This window comes from Leptolyngbya sp. KIOST-1, assembly GCF_000763385.1.
Taxonomy (GTDB): domain Bacteria; phylum Cyanobacteriota; class Cyanobacteriia; order Phormidesmidales; family Phormidesmidaceae; genus Nodosilinea.
Genome location: NZ_JQFA01000004.1, coordinates 611,586 through 631,435, shown reverse-complemented (window position 1 = coordinate 631,435; position 19,850 = coordinate 611,586). Strand labels below are relative to the sequence as shown.

General features: G+C 63.9%; 12 protein-coding genes. 6 read left to right on the top strand and 6 right to left on the bottom strand.

What is annotated here, in order from left to right:
* Positions 1-5: 5 nt before the first annotated feature.
* The 3 genes from ccsB to NF78_RS31365 all read right to left on the bottom strand — a co-directional run bounded on the left by ccsB (position 6) and on the right by NF78_RS31365 (position 3,867).
* Positions 6-1,007: a c-type cytochrome biogenesis protein CcsB gene (gene ccsB, locus NF78_RS19770; protein ID WP_035991073.1), complete on the bottom strand. Its 1,002-nt coding sequence runs from the start codon at positions 1,005-1,007 to the stop codon at positions 6-8.
* A gap of 120 nt (positions 1,008-1,127) precedes the next feature.
* Positions 1,128-2,927 (bottom strand): DUF3352 domain-containing protein, encoded by a 1,800-nt coding sequence (locus NF78_RS19765; protein WP_156119891.1) that lies wholly within the window; start codon positions 2,925-2,927, stop codon positions 1,128-1,130.
* 325 nt (positions 2,928-3,252) lie between these two features.
* Entirely contained in the window at positions 3,253-3,867 is a 615-nt protein-coding gene (locus NF78_RS31365) for a hypothetical protein (RefSeq protein ID WP_156119890.1), read from the bottom strand.
* 451 nt (positions 3,868-4,318) lie between these two features.
* Here NF78_RS31365 and NF78_RS19755 point away from each other — a divergent pair, with 451 nt between their 5' ends.
* The 6 genes from NF78_RS19755 to NF78_RS19730 all read left to right on the top strand — a co-directional run bounded on the left by NF78_RS19755 (position 4,319) and on the right by NF78_RS19730 (position 12,869).
* Positions 4,319-6,010 (top strand): FAD-binding domain-containing protein, encoded by a 1,692-nt coding sequence (locus tag NF78_RS19755; RefSeq protein ID WP_035991071.1) that lies wholly within the window; start codon positions 4,319-4,321, stop codon positions 6,008-6,010.
* A gap of 110 nt (positions 6,011-6,120) precedes the next feature.
* Positions 6,121-6,558, top strand: coding sequence for a hypothetical protein (locus NF78_RS19750; RefSeq protein WP_035991070.1), 438 nt, complete (start codon positions 6,121-6,123; stop codon positions 6,556-6,558).
* A gap of 788 nt (positions 6,559-7,346) precedes the next feature.
* Positions 7,347-8,660 carry a CmpA/NrtA family ABC transporter substrate-binding protein gene (locus tag NF78_RS19745; protein ID WP_035991068.1) on the top strand — a complete coding sequence of 438 codons (1,314 nt, stop codon included), beginning with the start codon at positions 7,347-7,349 and terminating at the stop codon, positions 8,658-8,660.
* A 153-nt stretch (positions 8,661-8,813) separates the two neighbouring features.
* Positions 8,814-9,659, top strand: a complete 846-nt coding sequence (gene ntrB, locus NF78_RS19740) for a nitrate ABC transporter permease (RefSeq protein ID WP_052050766.1) — start codon at positions 8,814-8,816, stop codon at positions 9,657-9,659.
* 303 nt (positions 9,660-9,962) lie between these two features.
* Positions 9,963-11,963 (top strand): nitrate ABC transporter ATP-binding protein, encoded by a 2,001-nt coding sequence (locus tag NF78_RS19735; protein WP_035991066.1) that lies wholly within the window; start codon positions 9,963-9,965, stop codon positions 11,961-11,963.
* Positions 11,964-12,032: 69 nt separating this feature from the next.
* Positions 12,033-12,869, top strand: coding sequence for an ABC transporter ATP-binding protein (locus NF78_RS19730; protein WP_035991064.1), 837 nt, complete (start codon positions 12,033-12,035; stop codon positions 12,867-12,869).
* 214 nt (positions 12,870-13,083) lie between these two features.
* Here the strand turns inward: NF78_RS19730 and NF78_RS19725 are convergent, their stop codons facing one another.
* Genes NF78_RS19725 through NF78_RS19715 form a run of 3 tightly spaced genes read right to left on the bottom strand, consistent with a single transcriptional unit; the run spans position 13,084 to position 19,793 of the window.
* Positions 13,084-15,651 (bottom strand): O-antigen ligase family protein, encoded by a 2,568-nt coding sequence (locus NF78_RS19725; protein WP_072016197.1) that lies wholly within the window; start codon positions 15,649-15,651, stop codon positions 13,084-13,086.
* A 12-nt stretch (positions 15,652-15,663) separates the two neighbouring features.
* On the bottom strand, positions 15,664-18,330 hold the full coding sequence (locus NF78_RS19720; protein ID WP_156119889.1) for an O-antigen ligase family protein: 2,667 nt from the start codon (positions 18,328-18,330) through the stop codon (positions 15,664-15,666).
* The gene (locus tag NF78_RS19715; protein WP_156119888.1) at positions 18,327-19,793 is read right to left on the bottom strand and encodes a sugar transferase; all 1,467 of its coding nucleotides are present in this window, start codon (positions 19,791-19,793) and stop codon (positions 18,327-18,329) included. The genes NF78_RS19720 and NF78_RS19715 overlap by 4 nt, the downstream gene beginning before the upstream one ends.
* Positions 19,794-19,850: the final 57 nt, after the last annotated feature.

Sequence of the window (19,850 nt, the reverse complement as noted above, 5' to 3'; positions counted from 1 at the left end):
TGAGGTTAGAAAAACCAGCCGTAGCTGTGTAAGCCCTTGCCCAAAATATTGACGCCCAGGTAGCACACCCACACCACCACAAATCCAGCGGCGGCTAAGATCGCCGGACGACGCCCCTGCCAGCCTTTAGTAATGCGGGCGTGCAGGTAGGCGGCGAACACCAGCCAGGTAATCAGCGCCCAGGTTTCTTTGGGGTCCCAGCTCCAGTAGGAGCCCCACGCTTCGTTGGCCCACACCGCCCCGGCGATAATGCCGATGGTCAGCAGCGGGAAGCCCAGGCCAATCATGCGGTAGCTGATGTTGTCGAGGGTATCGGCTAGAGTCAGTCGCTGGGGCGAGAGCACCACGGTAGCCGCCGGGGCTTTTTCGAGCACGGCGGCCCCGCCAGCGGAGGCCGCCAGGGGCTGGGCCAGCTCGCCGGTGGGGGCGGCTTCAGCTGCGGCCCGGTGGAGTTTTACGTTGCGAAACCCGCCCGTGCCCACAGAGCTGCCCTTCAGCTCCACCGCCTGGCCGCGGGTGACGAGTAGAAACGCGATCGCCAGCAGCGCCCCCACCAGCAGCGCCGCGTAGCTGAGCAGCATGACGCTGACATGCATCATTAGCCAGTTGGATTTGAGCGCGGGAACCAGGGGCTCTGAGCCCTGCATGGTGCCCGGCAGCGACAGGGTGGCAAAGGCCGTAATCGCCATGGCGATGGGTGCGGTGACAGCCCCCACTAGCGAACTGCGGCTCATGCGCTCGGCCACCAGGTGCATGGCGGTAATCCCCCAGGCCAGGGCAAACAGCGACTCGTAGAGATTGCTCATGGGGAAGTATCCCCCCTCGATCCAGCGGGCGACCAGCAGTGCGGCGATGGTGAGGTTGCCCGCAGCGACAGCCCCAGTGCCCAGCGCTGGCAGCAGCGTCGCGCGGGGAAAGGCAACCCCGCACCAGTACAGCAGCATGGCGATAAACAGCACCGCAAAGGATGTGTTGTCAAGCCAGCCCTGGAGCGCAATCAAATCCATAGGTCGTAAAAAGAGGATGGGAAGACGAATTACCTCCTATACTACCGACTTTTCTGGTCTGAAATTGGGTGGGGCTCGGCGGGTGGCTTGGGTGGTGACTCGGACGTTGGGCTCTGCTGGCTACTCCGGCTGGTTCTCGGGGGGTGCTTCAGCCTCGGGCTCCGGTACCGGGGAGGCCGCTTCGGCGGGGGGCGCATCGGCGGGGGGCAGCGGCCCAGGGCGACCGCCCCGCCGAAGAATGGCCATCATGTCGTAGCGCACCTGGCGATCGCTGAGGACCGTTGCCGTCACCCCAACCGCCTCGATCGCCTCAGACCCGAGCAACCCCTCCTGGGGCAGCGGCGGCAGCAGCAGGTTGTTTTCGACGGCGCTCAGCGCCTCCAGGTTGGCAAAGAAATGGCCGTTGTTGGGGCGCGGGGCTTCCCCGGTGGAGGCCTGGAACAGATTGTTTTCAGCCAGGCGGCGAGCGGGCGATGGTGTGATCAGCTCCGCTATGCCCTGACCGATGGTGAAAAAGGCAATGTCGCCCTCCAGCCAGCCGTGGGCCATGACCAGGGAGTCAAAGGGAGACGTCCAGCGGGTGACGGGCACGCCCCCCAGATCCGCCTCTTCCACCGTGAATCGGTAGCGGCTTTCCATCACGGCGTTGAGCTGATCAAAGGTGGCCGTGGCGGCCTCGCGATCGCTGGCTTTGACCATCAGCACCAGGGCTGGGTTGGGCAGGGGGGGCGCAGTGGCAGCGTCAGTATTGTCCGTGGCGGCATCGGGTGGTGTCAGCACCCCCAGGGCAAATTCTCCCGCCATCCAGGGCAGCAGGTTCTCATCCAGCCTGAGGCCGGTGGCCGACTGAAACCCCAGGGCCATGTCTTCGGCCTGCAGCGGCAGCAGCGCTGAGAGCTGATTGCCCGCCTGAAAGTCCTCCCAAAACTGCTGAAAATTTCCCCCAGAGACGGCCAGCAGCGCACCAGTGGGCAGGCGCTGGGGCATCTGCCCGGCCGGGTTGCCGGTGGCAAAAGTCTGCGACCCCGGCTCCAGCCAGCTCACGCCCTGCAGCGCCACCCCACGGTTTTTGACTGCGATGGTGCCCACCAGCCCCCGGGGGGCCTGAAACGCCCGCAGACGGTTGGGGGCAATGGGCGGATCGGCCCCCTGGGCGATGGTTTGGGCCAGGGCCGGAACATCGACATAGAAGCGGACCAGCGGCCGGGTTTCGGTAATCTGCTCAAAGGCTCTGCTCACCCCAGGCCGATCAACCAGGGAGTCGCCGCCGCGATAGGCATCGATCGCCCGCTTGAGCAGGGGTAGCTGAGGGCTGAGCACCGCCGTTTCAGCACTCAGCACGGCGGCGTAGAGGGGTGTCTCGGCTTCGCCTTCCAGCTGTTGTAGATTCACCCCCCGGTAGGGGGCATCTTCGACCTGCTCGGCCTGACCCAGGCGATCGCCCAGGTCGTTCTGAGCCCGATTGGCATCGGCGATCGGCACCACCACCACCACGTTGGCGCCAAGGGCCAGTTCAGGGGCCGGCAGCGAGGGGGGCAGGTCGGCGGGAGCCGTTGTATCGGGCAGCACCGCCAGGGTAATCTCTGGGCCTACCCAGGGCTGAATATCGCGGGCAAAGGTAAGGTTGTGCTGGCTCAGCAGGCGATCGCGCCACTGCCCCAAAAGCTGATCGAACTGAGCCTGGGTGGCCTCGGTGCCAAACTGGCGCAGCCGTCGCCACTGGGCCTCATCGCTGGAGAGAGCCACCACCATCAGCGCGTCGGCGGGAATGGCGTTGGCTCCCGCAGGCAGGGTTCTGGCCAGCTGTCCTCGCCGGGCGGTGAGCCAAAACGTCAGCACGCCGCCGGTCATAAACAGCAGGGTCGCCACCACCACGAGGGGCAGTGGAGGTCTTTTCAGCTGCAGCTTGGGTTTCAACACCGTTGCACCACCGTAGCAAGCTAAGCCAGAGCACTTAGCCAATTTGTCCTGCCACTTTAGCAAAGAACGTTGAGGACGAGACAAGCACCGCCGCCGGTTTGCTGGGGGCGGTCATCAATTAGCTGCTGAACAATCAAAAATTAAGGGTTACAGCCCCTAGCCCGTCGTTTAGCCACAATTGTTGACACGCCCTAAAAGGGCTCCAGGCCCCGACCTGGGTTAGGCCAACTGGTGTTGGCGGGCAGAAATACAACACCCTTGCTGTGGGTGTTGGGTGCCGGGTGCCAGGGGTCAGGCATGGTTGGCCAACTTGCGCCGCAGAGTACTAGCGAAATCTAAAGTCGTAGCCGACGTAGCGATCGCCGTCGTAGAGCACCACCAGCCAGGTTTGGGGGTCAAACTCCAGGGGGTAGGCCTCGCGGTCTGCGGGCAGCCCGGCCTCGGTTTTTCCGGGCGACAGCACGCAGTAGGGAGCCTTGAGGAACTCCTGCACCGTGGCCTTGGAGGCCTGTAGATCGGTTTCTAAAAGCTTTTTGACCTGGTCGCGAGACACCAGGGCCTGGGGCTGTTCCTGGCGAAGGCAGGTAAAGGGCTCAACCTCCTGGGCGGTTTCCTGGTTCAGGTTGGGGGTGATCAGCAGCGCCGCCAGGGCCAGTACCGACCCGCCCGCCACCAGCACCTGACGGGGTTGATGGCGACCCGCCTGGCCGTAGATCGCCCGACCGCTCATCCGCGTTGGGGCGGTGCCGTAGGGTTGGGGTCCCGCTTGACCTTCGCTCCAGGGGTGAGCGGATCGCTGAGTCTGCTGCCCCGGGTAGGACCGCTGGGACGAGCGGTGGGCATTGCCCTGGCCAGCTGCCTGAGACGGCGCCGACGGCCCAGTTTGGGGTACCTGGGGGCGATAGTGGGACGAAACCGGATACGAGGATTGTTGAGCCATGGCGTTGACCTTTGCTGTCTACTGTTGGGGAATGGAAACAGGGGGCTCCCAACTCTGCCGGAATTAGCGACCAGGGGCAAAAACCTGAACCCCACCCGGCCAGTTTCTCCAGGGGTGGGTGGCCAGCTGGAAGACATACACCTTTTCAAGCGCCACCGGCCACCGATGCCCCAGGCACCAGAGACAGGTAGCTATAGTGTTTAGGCCAGAGGGACGATGCCTGCCGTCGGCTCGGTTATCGCCCCCCGGAGGGAAGCGCTGGAGAGCAACGGCAGCGGACGGTGCAGAGCGCAGGAGTAGCTTGCGAGTACAAGTATAGTACAGAAATACTATTCAGCAAGCGGCTGGGGTCATATTTTTTTGTTACGGTTTGAAAAGGGCGATCGCCCCCCTGCTTTCAGGCTCTACCCAGCCACGCCATCCTGACCGCGATCGCCCTGCTGCCACCGCCATGAACACAACCATCGTCTGGTTTCGTCGCGACCTGCGGGTGTCTGACCACGAGCCGCTGCTGCGGGCGGCCCGGCGGGGGCTGGTGGTGCCCGTGTTTGTGTTCGATCGCGCCCTGCTGCACCACCCCGAAACCGGGTCGGCGCGGGTGGCCTTTTTGCTGGCGGCCCTGCACGCCCTGAATGCGGACTTGAGGGGGCTGGGGGGACGGCTGATCCTGCGATCGGGGGACCCCGTGCAGGTGCTGCCCGAGCTGCTGCGCGCGACCGGGGCCGACGGCATCTATGCCCACACCGATGTGGAGCGCATCTACGGGCGGGTGCGCGATGCCCGCCTCAACCGGGCTCTGGCTGAGCAAAACCTGAAGATTCGCTGGTTTGAACCGGCCGCCAGCGTTGACCCCCTGGTCCCCTACCCCGACTACCGCGAGATCTGGTACCGCGAAATGGGACAGCCCCTGGTGCCCACGCCGACCCAGGTCCTGGTTCCGCCGGATCTCCCCACCGAGCCCCTGCCGGACCTGGGCAGCCTGGGCCACCAGGCCGACGGCAAGCCGCTGCCCCCGGCCAGTACCGCCGCCGCCCGCACCCTACTGCAGGACTTCCTGGCCGCCAAGGCCGATCGCTACTACTGGCAGCTCTCCTACCCCAGCGCCGAAGCCACCACGGGCCTCAGTCCCCACATCAAGTTCGGCGTAATCTCGGTGCGGGAGTGCGTGCAGACCGTTCGTCAGGCTCCCGACTGGGGCGACAGCCGCCTGCGCCGCAGCCACCAGCAGCTAATTTCGCGGCTGCGCTGGGGCAGCGGATTTGCCCAGCGGTTTCGCTATCTGCCTCAGCTGGAGCTGCGATCGCTCTACCGTACCTTTGACGAGGGCGACGGTGGGGGCGACTATGGAGGCTGGAGCTTTGACGCCGACCTCTACCAGGCCTGGCAGTCCGGGCAAACCGGCTTCCCGATTGTGGATGCCGCCGCGCGCTGCCTCCAGGCCACGGGCGGCTACCTGGCGCTAAACTTTCGCACCCGCGCCATCTACGCTAGCTTTTTGAGCAATTTGGGCGGCATTGACTGGCGCTACGGAGCGCTGCACTTCATGCGCCACCTGATCGACGGTGACTGCCCCATCGACCACTACCAGTGGGCCATGCAGTCGGGGGTTACCCACTGCGTGGACAAGACCTGGACCCGCATCTACAACCCTGGCCAGGTGGCTGTCGATCGCTGCGATCCGGAGGGGGAGTTCATCAAGCGCTGGGTGCCGGAGTTGGCCGATGTGCCCGCCAGCCAGCTGGGCCGCCCACCCACCCTCTCCGGCTACCCGGCCCCCATTCTCAACTACAAAGCCGCCCGCCAGCGCCGGGTCAAACAACTCGAAGCCCAGCGGGGCCAGTTCCTTCACGCCAGCAACCTGCTGCCGTTTTTGGCCCCGATGCCCTCAGACCTGACTCCCTTTGGCACCGATCTCTACGGCGGCGAGGTGGGCTGGGCCGCAGCCCCTGGGAACGATCTGTTTCCGGCGGCGCTGCCGCTGAGCGACCTGGGGCCAGAAGAGGCGGCGGCCCTGCGGACCTGGTTTGTGGCCCACGTCGCCATTGCGCCACCGCGATCGCGCCGCCGCCGCCCCAAACCCCAGGCCACAGACCCCACCATTCACCAGCTCAGCCTGCTCGATCTGGATCGACCCCTGGCATAGCGTCCGAGTATGGCGCCCGAAGATGTTCCCCAGTGGACTTGCCGCCCGGGGGGAAAGGGCTTAGCCTATTCGAGACAGGGGACAGGAACATTTGACGGAGGACTGAGCAGATGGATTTGATGGGTGTGCTCAACCAGGCGATCGCCGCCAACGATACTGAAGCTAGCGGCGGTCTGATGGGTTCAATTTTGGGCAGTCTCAACAATGCCCCAGTGGAGAACAACAAGATTGGCGGCATCGCCAGTGGCCTCCAGGGCGTGCTGCAGGCCAAAGGACGGAACAATCCGGGGTCGCTGATGACGACGCTGCAAACGGTGGCAGCCACAGGGGCGGTGGAGCGACTGCTGGCCAACGAGCAAATCACCGCGATCGCCCAGCGGGTCGGGGCCGATCCAGCAATGGTCAGAAGCGTTACTCCGCTGATCGCTCAGTTTTTGGTCAAAGGATCGAATGCCAAAGGCGGCGGGCTGCTGCAAAAAGTGCTCTCCGGCGAGGTCGACCTGGGCCAGATGGCCGGGCTGATCGGGATGGCCAACAAGCTTTTGTAGCCCCGGCCCCATTCCTGGACAGGACGCAATCCGCTGCCTGGGGGGCGCTTCAGGTGGAGGCCAAATTTAGGCCAGGGGCGGTCGCCCATTGCTGCTTTGTGACCAATCCGGGTGAGTCGGCTCTAGTTGGGCACTTTTCCCAGGCCCACCCAACCCACTGTTGCCCCGGTCGTGGCTCCCGTCGCCGCGATCGGGGCTTACTTTTGCTGCTCTGGGGCTACCGCGGTCGCGGAGAATCGGGGTTTTGGGGTCAATTATGCAAATCCTACATCTTGCTCATGCGATAAATGGATGGCTAATTGCAAAGCGTAACTAAAAATACAAAACCCCTGGCTGAGTTTGAATAACTTAACCTCAAATGCCGCAATACAGAAGCACAGAAATGTTGACTTTGTCGCGGCGGTTCGCAAGTAGAATTCAGTAAAAAATTGCGGGGCTGTGGTTTTGTAAAATTCAGACTTTACTTCGCCGACAGGGTGAAGAGCCCTTAAAAAAACTGTCTCTTGGTTCAGTGATGCGCCGGGAGTGGTAATGCTCAAATGCCTGTCTTAAACCAAAGCCGACCAATTGATCGCTTAAATTCCATTTGTTCTGCCAACGTTGCCACATTTTAGCTGGGCAGTTTCTGGTTTTATAGAAATCCAAAAGCTGTCGGTGTCAGAACAAACAATTGAGTGAATCTCCAACCTTCTGTGGACTCGGCACAGAGATTGGCCCAACGGCGGTCAGCCGATACCCTGATCACTTTTTGTTTTTACCGCTTTGCATAACCCTGGAGTGAGTGCAACATGACTCGACTAAATCGCCGTAAATTTTTGATCAACGCTGGCACCGCCGCTGCTGGTACTGTACTGCTTCACGCCTGCAGTCAGGGGGGCTCGAATCCAGCGGCTACAGACAACTCCCCCGAGGTGGCGCTCGGTCCCGAAGATGCCCCCGAAACCCCGACCGCCAAGCTGGGTTTCATTGCCCTGACCGACTCTGCGCCGCTGATCATCGCCAAGGTCAAAGGCTTCTACGACAAGTACGGCATGACTGACGTGTCGGTGGAAAAACAGGCCTCCTGGGGCACCACCCGCGACAACCTGGTGCTGGGTTCCGGTGGCGGTGGCATCGACGGGGCCCACATTCTCACCCCCATGCCCTACCTGATCTCCAAGGGCATTGTCACCGATGGCCGCGAGGTGCCCATGTACATCCTGGCCCGCCTCAACGTCAACGGCCAGGGGATTTCCCTCTCCAACGACTACCTCGATGCCAACATCGGCCTCGATAGTTCTCCCCTCCAGCCCATCTTTGCCCAGCGCAAGTCCGCGGGCAGCGAGCTGAAGGCGGCGATGACCTTCCCCGGCGGTACCCACGACCTATGGATTCGTTACTGGCTGGCGGCGGGCGGCATCGACCCCGACCAGGACATCGACACCATTGTGGTGCCGCCGCCCCAGATGGTGGCCAACGTCAAGGTGGGCAATATGGATGCCTTCTGCGTGGGTGAGCCCTGGCCCCTGCAAACCGTGAACCAGCAGATTGGCTACAACGCCCTGACCACGGGCGAAATGTGGAAAGACCACCCCGAAAAAGCCTTTGGTATGCGGGCCGACTGGGTGGACGCCAACCCGAACGCCGCCAAGGCGCTTTTGATGGGCACTATGGAGGCCGCCATGTGGTGCAGCCAGCCCGAAAACACCGAGGAAATGTGCCGCATTCTCTCCCAGCGGGCCTGGTTTAACGTGCCCTTCGACGACATTATTGACCGCTCCCAGGGCAAGTTTGACTTCGGCAATGGCCGGGTCGAGGAACTGCCTGACCTGAAGCAGAAGTACTGGGACGACTACGCCTCCTACCCCTTCAAGAGCCACGACCTGTGGTTCCTGGTGGAGAACATCCGCTGGGGCAAGCTGCCCGCCGATACCGACGTCAACGCCTGGGTGGATGAGGTCAACCGCGAAGACCTCTGGCGCGAGGCAGCGATCGCCCTGGGTCAGGAAGACGCCATTCCCGCCAGCACGTCGCGCGGTGTTGAAACCTTCTTCGACGGCATTCAGTTTGACCCCGAAAACTACCAGGCCTACCTGGACAGCCTGGCGATCAAGCGGGTGTAGGACTCCCCTCGCCCTCATCCCCCTCGCCCTACGGGCGAGGGGGCCGGAAACCCACCCCTACCTCTCCCGGTCGGGGATCTGGGACTCGCCAAAATCCAAAATCCCCAGGCCAACATTCGTCCGCCCGCTGTACTCTCTGGAGACCTGTTCCCGATGACCGCACCCCTCGATATTCGATCGACGCGATCGCGATTTAACCTGCAAAAGCTCAGCGGCCAGGCGTTGAACTGGCTGAAAGGGCTGATTCCGCCCCTGATCGCCGTTGTGCTGTTTGTGGTGATCTGGCAACTGCTAACCATGGGGCCAAACGCCAACCTACCCACCCCAATCCGCACCGTGCAGGATACCTGGGAGCTGATCGTCAACCCATTCTTTGACTACGGCGGCACCGATCGCGGTCTGTTCTGGCAGGTGTGGAGCAGTCTGCAGCGGGTGGCCCTGGGTTTTAGCCTGGCCGCGATCGCGGGAATTGCCCTGGGCATTCTGGTCGGCACCAGTTCGATTATGTACAGCGCCCTCGACCCGCTGTTTCAGATTTTGCGGACGGTGCCCCCTCTGGCCTGGCTGCCCATCTCCCTGGCCGCCTTTCAGCAGGCCAACCCCTCCGCTATTTTCGTGATTTTCATTACGGCTATCTGGCCCATCATCATCAACACCACCGAGGGAGTGCGCCAGATTCCCCAGGACTACAACAACGTGGCTCGGGTGCTGCGGCTGTCGAAGATCCAGTACTTCTTTAAGATTTTGTTTCCGGCGACGGTGCCCTATATCTTTACCGGTCTGCGGATTGGCATTGGCCTCTCCTGGCTGGCGATCGTAGCGGCGGAGATGCTGATTGGCGGCGTGGGCATTGGCTTCTTCATCTGGGATGCCTGGAACAGCTCCCGCATCAGCGACATCATCATTGCCATCGTCTACGTGGGCATTGTCGGTCTGCTGCTCGATCGCCTGATTGTGTTCATCGGCAGCCTGGTACTGCCCGAAGAACAAAAGCAGTAGCGCCCTCACCCCCAGCCCCTCTCCCTGGGGGAGAGGGGAGCCGGAAAACCGGAGGGTGGGCACTGCCCACCATTCCGCCGCGCTACCTGCAATCAATCTTGCCTGGGTGCGTCGGCCAAAACCTGTGATTCTGCCAGAGGTGAGTGGTGGGCGGTGCCCACCCTACCCTCTTCTCATCGAAATGCATTCGTCAAACATTACCTAGCGATGCCTCGCTGTGCGGATGCACCCTACGGCTCCTCACCCATCCAAAATTGCCAATCCAAAATTTCTGTTCGCCTGCACCCTATCTCCTGTTGCACCATGGCTGTCTTTGTCGAAGTTGACCACGTCGATCGCGTCTTTAAGCTCCCCGCCGGGGGCGAATACATTGCCCTGAAAAATATCGACCTGCAAATTCACAAAGGGGAGTTTGTCTCCCTGGTGGGTCACTCGGGCTGCGGTAAATCGACCCTGCTCAACATTCTCTCGGGGCTGGATCAGCCCAGCGCGGGGGGCATTGTGCTGGAGGGGCGGCAGGTGACCGAACCCGGCCCCGATCGCATGGTGGTGTTTCAGAACTACTCCCTGCTGCCCTGGCTGACGGTGCGCGAAAACATTGCCCTGGCGGTAAACCGGGTGATGAAAAAGCACCCCCAGCCGGTGCGCGATCGCATGATCGACCACCACATTGAGATGGTGGGGCTGCAAAAGGCCGCCCACAAGCGCCCCGGCGAGATCTCCGGCGGCATGAAACAGCGGGTGGCGATCGCTCGCGCCCTGGCCATTCGCCCCAAGCTGCTGCTGCTGGACGAGCCCTTTGGGGCGCTGGACGCGCTGACCCGGGGCGGTTTGCAGGAACAGCTGATGCAGATCTGCCAGGAAAACGAAGTCACCTGCGTGATGGTCACCCACGATGTGGATGAGGCGCTGCTACTCAGCGATCGCATCGTGCTGATGACCAACGGCCCCGAGGCCCACGTGGGCCAGATCGTCGATGTGCCCTTCCCCCGGCCCCGGGAGCGCATGGAGGTGGTGAAGCACCCCAACTACTACAGCCTGCGCAACGAAATTGTCTACTTTCTCAACCAGCAAAAGCGGGCCAAGCTGCACCGGGCCAAGCCCACGGTGGCGGTGGCCGCCAACGGCCTGGAGAAGGTCAACCTGGAGCTGGGCTTTATTCCCCTGGTGGACTGTGCGCCCCTGGTGGTGGCCAAGGAGAAGGGCCTGTTTGAGGCCCACGGCCTCACCAATGTCACCCTGAACCGGGAGCCGAGCTGGAATGCGATCGCCGATGGGGTAGCCACGGGCCGCCTCGATGCCGCCATGATGGTGGCCGGTATGCCCCTGGGCATGACCCTGGGCTATGGCAACCAGCGCCCCAGGCCAATGGTGAGCGCCCTCACCCTCAGTCGCAACGGCAACGCCATCACCTTTAGCAAGCGCCTGGTGGATGCCGGGATGCGCTCCCTGGGCGACTTCAAGGCGGCGATCGATCGCCGGCCCGACCAGGTGCATACCCTGGCGGCGGTGCACCCCACCTCCATGCACAACCTGCTGCTGCGCTACTGGCTGGCCTCCGGCGGCATCGACCCCGATCGCGACGTCAGCCTGACGGTGATTCCCCCGGCCCAGATGGTCTCGACCCTGAAATCCGGTGCAATCGACGGCTACTGCGTGGGCGAACCCTGGAATGCTCGGGCCGTGGCCGAGGGGCTGGGGGTGGTGATGGCCACCGACAACGACATCTGGCCCGGCCACATTGAGAAAGTTCTCGGCGTTACCGAAGCCTGGGCCAACCAGTATCCTAAAACCCACGTGGCCCTGGTCAAGGCCCTGCTGGAGGCCTGTGAGTACTGTGACGACCGCCGTAACCGCGAAGAAATTGCCGAGCTGTTGGCCCAGCCCGAGTACGTGGGAGCCGATGAGACCCTGATTCGCCAGGGCTTTGTCGATCCCTACAACCGGGGCGACGGCAGCGAGCCCGACCAGGTCCTTAACTACATCACCTTCTTTACCGGCAAGGCCAACTACCCCGATGTGTCGGAGGCGGTGTGGATGATGACCCAGATGGCCCGCTGGGGCATTACCCCCTTCCCCCGCAACTGGCTGGAGGTGGCCGAGCGAGTGAAGCGGGCCGATATTTTTGGCCAGGCCGCCCGCGAGCTGGGGCTGCTGGACATTGGCCGCGATCGCCGCCGCAGCCACCTCTTCGACGGCATTGAGTTTGACCCCGACGAGCCGCTGAGGTACCTGGATCAGTTTGCGATCAAACGCGACCTGCGCATTGAAGAAGTGCCTATGGATGCCGTGAGTATCCTGTAACCCATAGCAACCCGGTTGCTTCCCGGGTTTTGCCCATCCGCTCGCACACCTCATTCATCACCCAAGACCATGCAAGTGCTAAATACTCCCACCCAATCCACCAACCACCTCCAGACCCAGGAACCCTTCCTGGTAATCGACAACCTCTCGAAGGTCTACCCCACCCCCAACGGCAATTTTGTCGTGCTCGACGGCATCGATCTGGCGGTAAATGAAGGCGAATTCGTCTGCGTCATCGGCCACTCGGGCTGCGGCAAATCGACCCTGCTGGACATGGTGGCCGGATTCCGCCAGCCCACCGAGGGGGAGGTGCGCCTGCAAACCCAGACCATCCGCGAGCCTGGCCCCGATCGCATGGTGGTGTTTCAAAACTATTCGCTGCTGCCCTGGCTGACCGCCTACGAGAATATCTACCTGGGCGTCAACTCGGTGTTTCCGAACAAATCGGAGGCGATCAAAAAACGCATCGTGATGGAGCACCTGGAGATGGTGGGCCTGGCCGATGTGGCCAACAAGAAGCCCTCTGCCCTCTCCGGCGGCATGAAGCAGCGGGTCTGCATTGCCCGCGCCCTGGCCCTGCGTCCCCAGGTGCTGATTCTCGATGAACCCTTTGGGGCGCTCGACCCAATCACCCGGGAAGAACTCCAGGAGGAGCTGCTGACCATCTGGCGCGATCATCAGATTACGGTGCTGATGATCACCCACGACATCGACGAGGCGCTGTTTTTAAGCGATCGCGTCGTGATGATGACCAACGGCCCCGCCGCCAAGATTGGCGAAATCATGCTGGTGCCCTTTGCACGCCCCCGCGATCGCGCCCGGATGATGGAAGACCCGAAATTCTACGAACTGCGCAACGAGGCCCTCGACTTCCTCTACCACCGCTACGCCCACGACGACACTTAATAACGAATCTTGGGCGTTGCTGAATGCAGGTATGATATGCCCCCCCCAGCCCCCCATTCTGGGGGGAGTCGAAATCTCAAAGTCCCCCAAAATTGGGGGGACTGAAGGGGGCGATGAAAGGGGGTCAAGTTTACAGATTCATTACTCGATTCAGCAACGCCGAATCTTGCTTGGGCTACAGCAGATTTTGCATGACTATGTCACTGTAGCCCCGCTACTGCTGCGATCGCAGCCTGGCCTGGTACGGCTCCAGGGCATTATCCAAAGCCGGGTAAAAGATCGGCGACGGAAACAGCGGCTCAAAGAACTGCATAACGGGAATATTCTCAACCCGGGGCAAAAAGTCCGACGGGTTGGGGCCATCGATGTGGCGGCTCAGGATGCCAAACCCCAGCCGTTCGCTGCGGGGTTGCCAGCTGGGAGCGGTGCGCTGGAGCCAGTCGGTAAAGTCACTGGCGGCCTCCATACTGGCGGCCAACTGGTCGATCACCTGGGGCGGCGGCAGCGCCTGGGTCAGGTCGTCAATATCCTCCGGCTGGGTTACCCAGGCCCGTTGCAACAGTTCCTGGCGCTGTTCGGGGGTTTGCCAGGCCAAAACCGCGTACTTAGCGGGAGTTTCGGTCCAGGCGGTGGCATCGACGGTTTGGCCAACAGCCAGATCCAGCACCCCCTGCCTCAGGTCGTCCTCGGATGGCCAGTCCTCAGCGGCCGCAGCCAGGTCGCCGCGCCACCAGCGCAGACTGCCGCGAGCCTGACGCAAAAATTGCTCAAACTCAGGATCGTCAGCCTGGGAGATCAGTTCACCGTAGCGCTCCTCCAGCCGATCGAAGACCGTCGGGGCCAGGTCCACAAAGGGGGGCCTCTGCCACAACGGACTGGTCAGCAGGGCGGGATGGCGCAGACTTTCGAGGGCCAGAGCTTCGGTGGCACAGTCCAGATTGCCGGTTTGCAGGCAGGCCACCCCCAGGCCAAAAAACACGCCCCGTTTGGCGGGCACCAGGGCGATCGCCTGGGCAAAGGAAGCCTGAGCCTCGGCTGGCTGGTCGTTCTCGAGCTGGAGCCAGCCCAGGTTAGACTGGCCAAACTCCTGGTAGGGCAGGATCTGGTTGCCGGTCTCGAACCAGGCGATCGCATCAGTGAGCAGAGTCTGACGCAGGGCCGGGTCGTCGCTGGACTGCAGCGCAAACTCGCCCAGGTGGTAGCCCAGCTGGTAGGGATAGTAGGGCTCCCAGGGGGCCAGCGCGTGGGCCTGGGCCACCTGGTTGGCAAAGCGATCGAAGTCGGCGGGCTGGTCGGTCAGGGCCGAGAAGCCGCTGCTGGCGGTGCTCCAGGCGCGATGGGTGGGCACCAGCCAGAGGGTGAACGCCAGGGTCAGGCCGAGGCCAGCCCCGGCCAGCCAGCGGTGGCGTCGCGGCGATTCGGCCCTGGCCTCGGGGGTGGCGACGGGGCGGAAGCTGCGGGCGAGTACCGCCAGGTAGAGGGTGAGCACCCCTGCGATCGCGGGGATGTCGAGCTGGTAGTCGGTCAGGCCCATCAGCCCAAAGGCAAACAGCCCCGCCAGCAGGCTCCAGACCAGCACGGGCGGCAGACCGGCTGGGGTGTCCTGGGCACCGCGGCGCATCCACCGTACCGTCAGCACCCCCAGCACCAGCACCAGCGCCAGGGGCACGACTATTCCCCAGAGGCCAAACTCTCCCCAGAGCTGGGCCGGGGTGCTGTGGAGCTGAAATTGCAGTTCGGCATCGCGTCCGGCCCAGTGGGGGCGGTAGCGCTGGTACACCAGAGGCACGCTGCCCGGTCCCACCCCCGCAAAGGGCCGACTGAGGCCCATGCGCCAGCCCACCGCGTTGGTCACCACCCGGTAAGACAGCTCTCCCCCAGCAAAATTGCCCTGGCTCAGACTGGTCAAGACCGCCTTCAGGCGCGGGTTGGCCACCAGGCCCAGCACCAGCACGCCCAGGGCCGTACCGCTCAGGGCCAGGGCTACGGGTCGGGGCAACCGACTGTAAAACAGAGCAATGCCGATGGCGAGGAAACCAGTGACCATCAGCGCCAGCCAGCCGCCGCGGGAGCTAGTGGTATAGAGGTTGAGCAGCCCCAGGCCCAGGCCCCCCAGCCACAGCCAGCGGTGCCAGCCCCGCTCTACCCAGGCCAGCGCCGCCAGCAGGGGCAACACCAGCACCAGGTAACCCGCCCCATAGTTCTGGTGACCGATGGGCTGCCAGTTGCGCAGGCTAGTCAGCGCAAAGCTAAAGGACTGATCGATGCCGTAGCGCCGCAGCTCCTCCAGCCGAGCCAGCTCGGGCCAGTAGATCTGCGTCAGCCAGAGCCCCAGGCTGAGCCCAATAAACGCCAGGGCAATGTACCCCTGAAACCGTAGCAGCGTGTGGAGGCGCTGGGGCTGACGCAGCCAGCCCGCCAGGGCGTAGAGAGCCGCGATCGCCCCCACCGCCGCCCAGCCGTACCAGCGCGCCTGGGCCGGAAACTCGGCCCCCAGGGTGGAGATGAGCAACCCCGCGATCGCCAGCAGCGCCACCCCGTCAAAGCCGTGGCCCAACCGCTCCACGGGCCGATGCCACAGCTGCCACAGCAGCCAGAGGATGGGCAGCGTCAGACCCACCTGCCACAAAAACACCCAGGGCCACGACAGCATCAGGGTGCTGCTGCCGGGCAGCAGGGTAAAAATCACGTACAGCGCCGCGGCCACCAGGGCCAGCAAAGACCCATCGCTGGGGTCCTGGGTGGCGGATTTGGGTTTGGGTAGATGGACATCCTCAGTCATAGCGGCAGGGAATTAAGGGGTGGACAAATCCAGATTGACGACAGGCTCTAAGTCTGAGAGGCGAAAACCGTGGCGAGTGGGGTGGGGCAGCCCCAGCGCCTGACTGCGCAGGGCCTCAAGGCGGCGATCGAGGGCCGGAAATTCCCTCGGCCAGGCCGGGAACAGATTCAGCTTGGCCACCAGGGTATAGCGCTGGAGGTTTTGCGGCGTCAGCATCAGGGTAATTTGCTTGGCCTGGTAGTTGCGGTAGGCAAAGGTTAGCGCCCCCCGGTAGCCCTCGTCGGGGTTGGTGACAATGGATCTCAGCCACAGCCGCAGCGGTCGCACGGCCAGGCTCTCCTCGATTAGCAGGGTATCGAGATCGGGCGGAGCATCCTGGGGTCGAGCTGGGGCGGGGTAGGTCTCGGGGTCGAGCCAGGCGGCCAGCAGCCGCAGTTCGGGGGTCTGGTGCCCCAGACTCAGGTCGTGGGCCACCGACTCCAGGGCGGCGGCGGGGTCGGCATCGGCCAGCAGCACCCCCGCCGCCACCGGACGCAGCAGGTTGAGGTCGGCCTCGAACTCCGCCTGGGCCGTCCACCAGGCAAGCAGGGCCCGGGTCTCGTAGAGGGTGCTGTGGCCAGGGCTAGGGGGGACGACCTCCGCCAGCAGGGTGTCGTACTCCGCCAGGGTGGCCTGCGCCACAGCGGGGTAAATAGCCTGGTAAGGAGCCTCCTGCCAGTGGGGATAGGTCAGGGCCGCCGGGTTGACCAGGGCCTCCAGGGTAAAGGCTGCGATCGCCTGCTCCGGCGCACCTACCCGCAGCAGCAAATCCCCCAGCAGCCAGTAGCCGTAGTGGTGGTGGCGGGGCATCAACTGTACGGCGCGGGCGGCATAGACCAAGGCGGTGGCGGGATCGGTGGTCTGGCGCAGGACCGCCAGGTTGTGGTTGAACCAGCCATCGTTGGGAGCCGCCTGCTGGGTCTGCTGGGCGTAGTCGAGCAGGAGCGATCGCACGTTTTCCTGGGCCTCCGAGTCGCCCAGCACCTGGTCCAGGCCCCACAGCGCCTCGGTGGCCACCGCCGAGGCGGTCGGATCCCACGGACTCAGCCGGTAGGCCTTGTACCAGCGGGTGTCGGCCAGGTTGAGCTGCTGACTGTAAAAGGCGCGATCGGCCAGGGCTCCGTAGGCCACTGTGAGCGTAAAAGGCAGCCAGATCGTCAGCAGCAGCCCCAGCCAGAGGGCGATCGCCAGGGAGCCGCGCCGCCTGGCCGCTGCTCCCACGGGTTGAGCCCCAGGCAGGTAGCGATCGCCCAGCCCCAGCAGCAGCACCACCAGCCCCAGCAGAGCCCCAGCAATGGGAATGTTTTCCAGCTGATAGTCGGTCAGGCCAGAGACCCCGTAGGCCAGCAGGCTGCCGCCAATCCCCCCCAGCAGGGCGCGATCGGTGGGCTCCAGCGGCTGTTGCCCCAGGCGCAGGCCCAGGCGCAGCAGCAGCCCCAGCCCCACCAAAACCGTTCCCAGCCCCACCAGGCCCAGTTCTGCGGCAACCTGCACTGGGGTATTGTGCAGCTGCTGAATGTGGTCGAGTCCGGCCCCAGCTTCAATTGGGCGATAGAGGTTTGACACCCGACTCATCACCCCAGGGCCGACCCCAAATAGGGGGCGATCGCGCAGAATGTTGCCCCCCAGACGCAGCATAAACCAGCGATCGAGGGTGGGGCCATCGGTCAGGCCACCCGTGCTAAACCAGGCCCGAATCCGGGGGTTGCTGGCCAGGACGAGGCTCAGCGCCACGGCCCCGCCCAACCCCGCCAGGCCCCAGCGCCAGCGGTGAGCGGGCTTCACCCGGCCCAGGCGGCTGATCCAGGTCACCCCCAGCCAGACCACCAGGCCCAGGACTGCCCCCCGCGACCCGCTGACGTACAGGGCCGCCAACAGCAGCCCGGTGGTCGCGATCCACACCCGCCGCATCCAGCCCCTGGCGGCGATCGCGGCGGCCACCGCCAGGGGCACCATCAGAGTGAAGTAGCCCCCCACAAAGTTGTGATGACCCAGGGGCTGGTGGTTGCGCAGGGCGGTTAAAAAATTTTCTGAGGCCCACATGGCCCCATCGGGTCGCCACAGCCCCAGGCTGACCACCGCTGTGCCCAGGGCCACCACCAGCAGACCCCACCACAGATGCAGACGAGTCAACCCCGGCCGCGCCCAAGGCGTATCAACCAGGTTGCGATAGAGGTACAGCACCGCACCACAGGTCACAACCAGGCTGCTATTCCACAGCGCCACGCGGGGAAACGGCGACACCAGCACCGCCAGTCCCAGCCCCAGTCCCAGCGCCAGCGCCACCCAATCCAGTCCGTGGCCCAACCCGTAGAAGGCCCTTCTAGGGGCGGTCACTCCAGAGCCAACCTCCTCTACCTGGGCGGACTCGGAGACTGGTAGGGCCTGTCGCAGCTGCCGCCACAGCCCCACCAGCAGCGCCACCGCCCCCAGCTGCCAGAGCAAAATCCAGGCCCAACCTACCATGCGGTAGTAGCTCAAGGGCAGCCAGCTAAACACCACCAGCACCAACCCTCCCGCCAGCCAGCTCGGCGCGTGGGCAAACCCCCGACCCCAAAAGTTCGCTCCCCGCCCGGCGCCATGCTCTGGCAGATGCTCTGGCCCTGGGGTTGCCGGAGTTGGGGAAGAATTGGCGGTCAATAGGCCCCCTTGCCCCACAGCACAATGCCCAGGGTGGCGGTGAGAATTTCTAAATCCAGGTTGAGAGACCAGTTGTCGATGTAGTGCAGGTCGAGCCGGGCTACATCGTCAAAGGTATCGATGTCGGAGCGGCCCGAAATCTGCCACAGCCCGGTCACCCCCGGCAGCACCTGGTGGCGAATGTTGTGCCAGCCGTCAAAGCGAGCCACGTCGCGTACGGGCAGCGGACGCGGTCCCACCAGGCTCATCTGGCCACAGAGCACGTTGAACAGCTGGGGCAGTTCGTCCAGGCTGGTGCGGCGCAGCAGACGACCCACCCGGGTAATGCGGGGGTCGTGCTTGACTTTAAATAACACCCCGTCCGCCGACTCGTTGTGCTGCTCCAGCCTGGCCTGGAGTCGGGGGGCATCAGCCACCATGGTGCGAAACTTCCACACCTGAAAGCGCTTGCCGTGCAGCCCCACCCGCTCCTGGCGAAAGAAAATTGGCCCCGCCGAGTCGAGCCGAATGGCCAGGGCAATGCCCAGCAGCATCGGCCCCAGCGCCACAATGCCGATACCAGCACCCAGGTAGTCCAGCCAGCGTTTCAGGCGGTAGTCCCAGCCGCCCATCACAGGCGCATCAAGGCGCAGGGTGGGCAGGCCCGCTACGGTTTCGGGGGTACCCCGGCGGTAGAGCATGTCGCGGCTGGTGGGAATCAGCTGCATGGCAATGCCCGCCCGCCGCAGCTTCCAGTACAGCTCCGAGGCCAAATCCGCCGAGGGAATGCTCTCGGCCAGCACCAGGGTTGCGCCCGAGGCCAAAATAGCCTGGTAGGTGGTGGCCGAGTTGGCGGTGGTGGCCAGCGCCGCCCCAATCACCGGCACCCTGGCCCGCTGGGCCAGCACATCGGCCAGACGCTTGAGGCGGGGCGCAGGCGCAATCAAAAATACCGAGGCTGGTGTCTGGGTCGGGTTCAGGGGGCGCAGCAGCAGCGTGGCCACCAGGCGCAGCCCCACCACCAGGGCTACCCCGCTGAGCCAGGCCGAGAAAAACAGCGATCGCGGCAGGTCCAGCTTGGGATCGTAGAAGTACATTGCCACCAGCGATCCCAGGTAGACCAGGCTCAGCAGCTTGCCCGCCCGCAGGTGTCGCTGCCCCTGGGGCTGAGTGTCGTAGAGGCCGCCGTAGGCAAATAGCCCCACGCTGCACCCCACCAGCACCCAAAACGGACTGGGCAGCCCCAGCCAGGTCCACCACACCAGCTGGGGCGGAATCGGTGAAAAGAACTGATTGAGCGATCGCGCAATGTGCCACGACAGCCCCAGGGCCAAAATGTCGCTGGCCAGCAGCAGCAACCCCCGCCGCCCCGAGCTGCTAAATGCGTCGCGTAGCTGTAGTCTCAGCCGCCGGGGGGCGCGAATATCTTGGCGATGGCGGGGCCGCTGATGCATCGCGGCGGGTACAGCACGGTGACAATCCATAGCAGGGGCCATAGCAGGGGGCAGAGGCAGGGGATCACGTTGCCCCTAGTATTCCGC

What these genes read in the sequence shown, in the direction of transcription:
- NF78_RS19750 (WP_035991070.1), top strand. Translation starts at nt 6,121, where the DNA reads ATGGATTTGATGGGTGTGCTCAACCAGGCGATCGCCGCCAACGATACT.
- NF78_RS19745 (WP_035991068.1), top strand. Translation starts at nt 7,347, where the DNA reads ATGACTCGACTAAATCGCCGTAAATTTTTGATCAACGCTGGCACCGCC.
- ntrB (WP_052050766.1), top strand. Translation starts at nt 8,814, where the DNA reads ATGACCGCACCCCTCGATATTCGATCGACGCGATCGCGATTTAACCTG.
- ccsB (WP_035991073.1), bottom strand. Translation starts at nt 1,007, where the DNA reads ATGGATTTGATTGCGCTCCAGGGCTGGCTTGACAACACATCCTTTGCG.
- NF78_RS19730 (WP_035991064.1), top strand. Translation starts at nt 12,033, where the DNA reads ATGCAAGTGCTAAATACTCCCACCCAATCCACCAACCACCTCCAGACC.
- NF78_RS19725 (WP_072016197.1), bottom strand. Translation starts at nt 15,651, where the DNA reads ATGACTGAGGATGTCCATCTACCCAAACCCAAATCCGCCACCCAGGAC.
- NF78_RS19715 (WP_156119888.1), bottom strand. Translation starts at nt 19,793, where the DNA reads ATGGATTGTCACCGTGCTGTACCCGCCGCGATGCATCAGCGGCCCCGC.
- NF78_RS31365 (WP_156119890.1), bottom strand. Translation starts at nt 3,867, where the DNA reads ATGGCTCAACAATCCTCGTATCCGGTTTCGTCCCACTATCGCCCCCAG.
- NF78_RS19735 (WP_035991066.1), top strand. Translation starts at nt 9,963, where the DNA reads ATGGCTGTCTTTGTCGAAGTTGACCACGTCGATCGCGTCTTTAAGCTC.
- NF78_RS19755 (WP_035991071.1), top strand. Translation starts at nt 4,319, where the DNA reads ATGAACACAACCATCGTCTGGTTTCGTCGCGACCTGCGGGTGTCTGAC.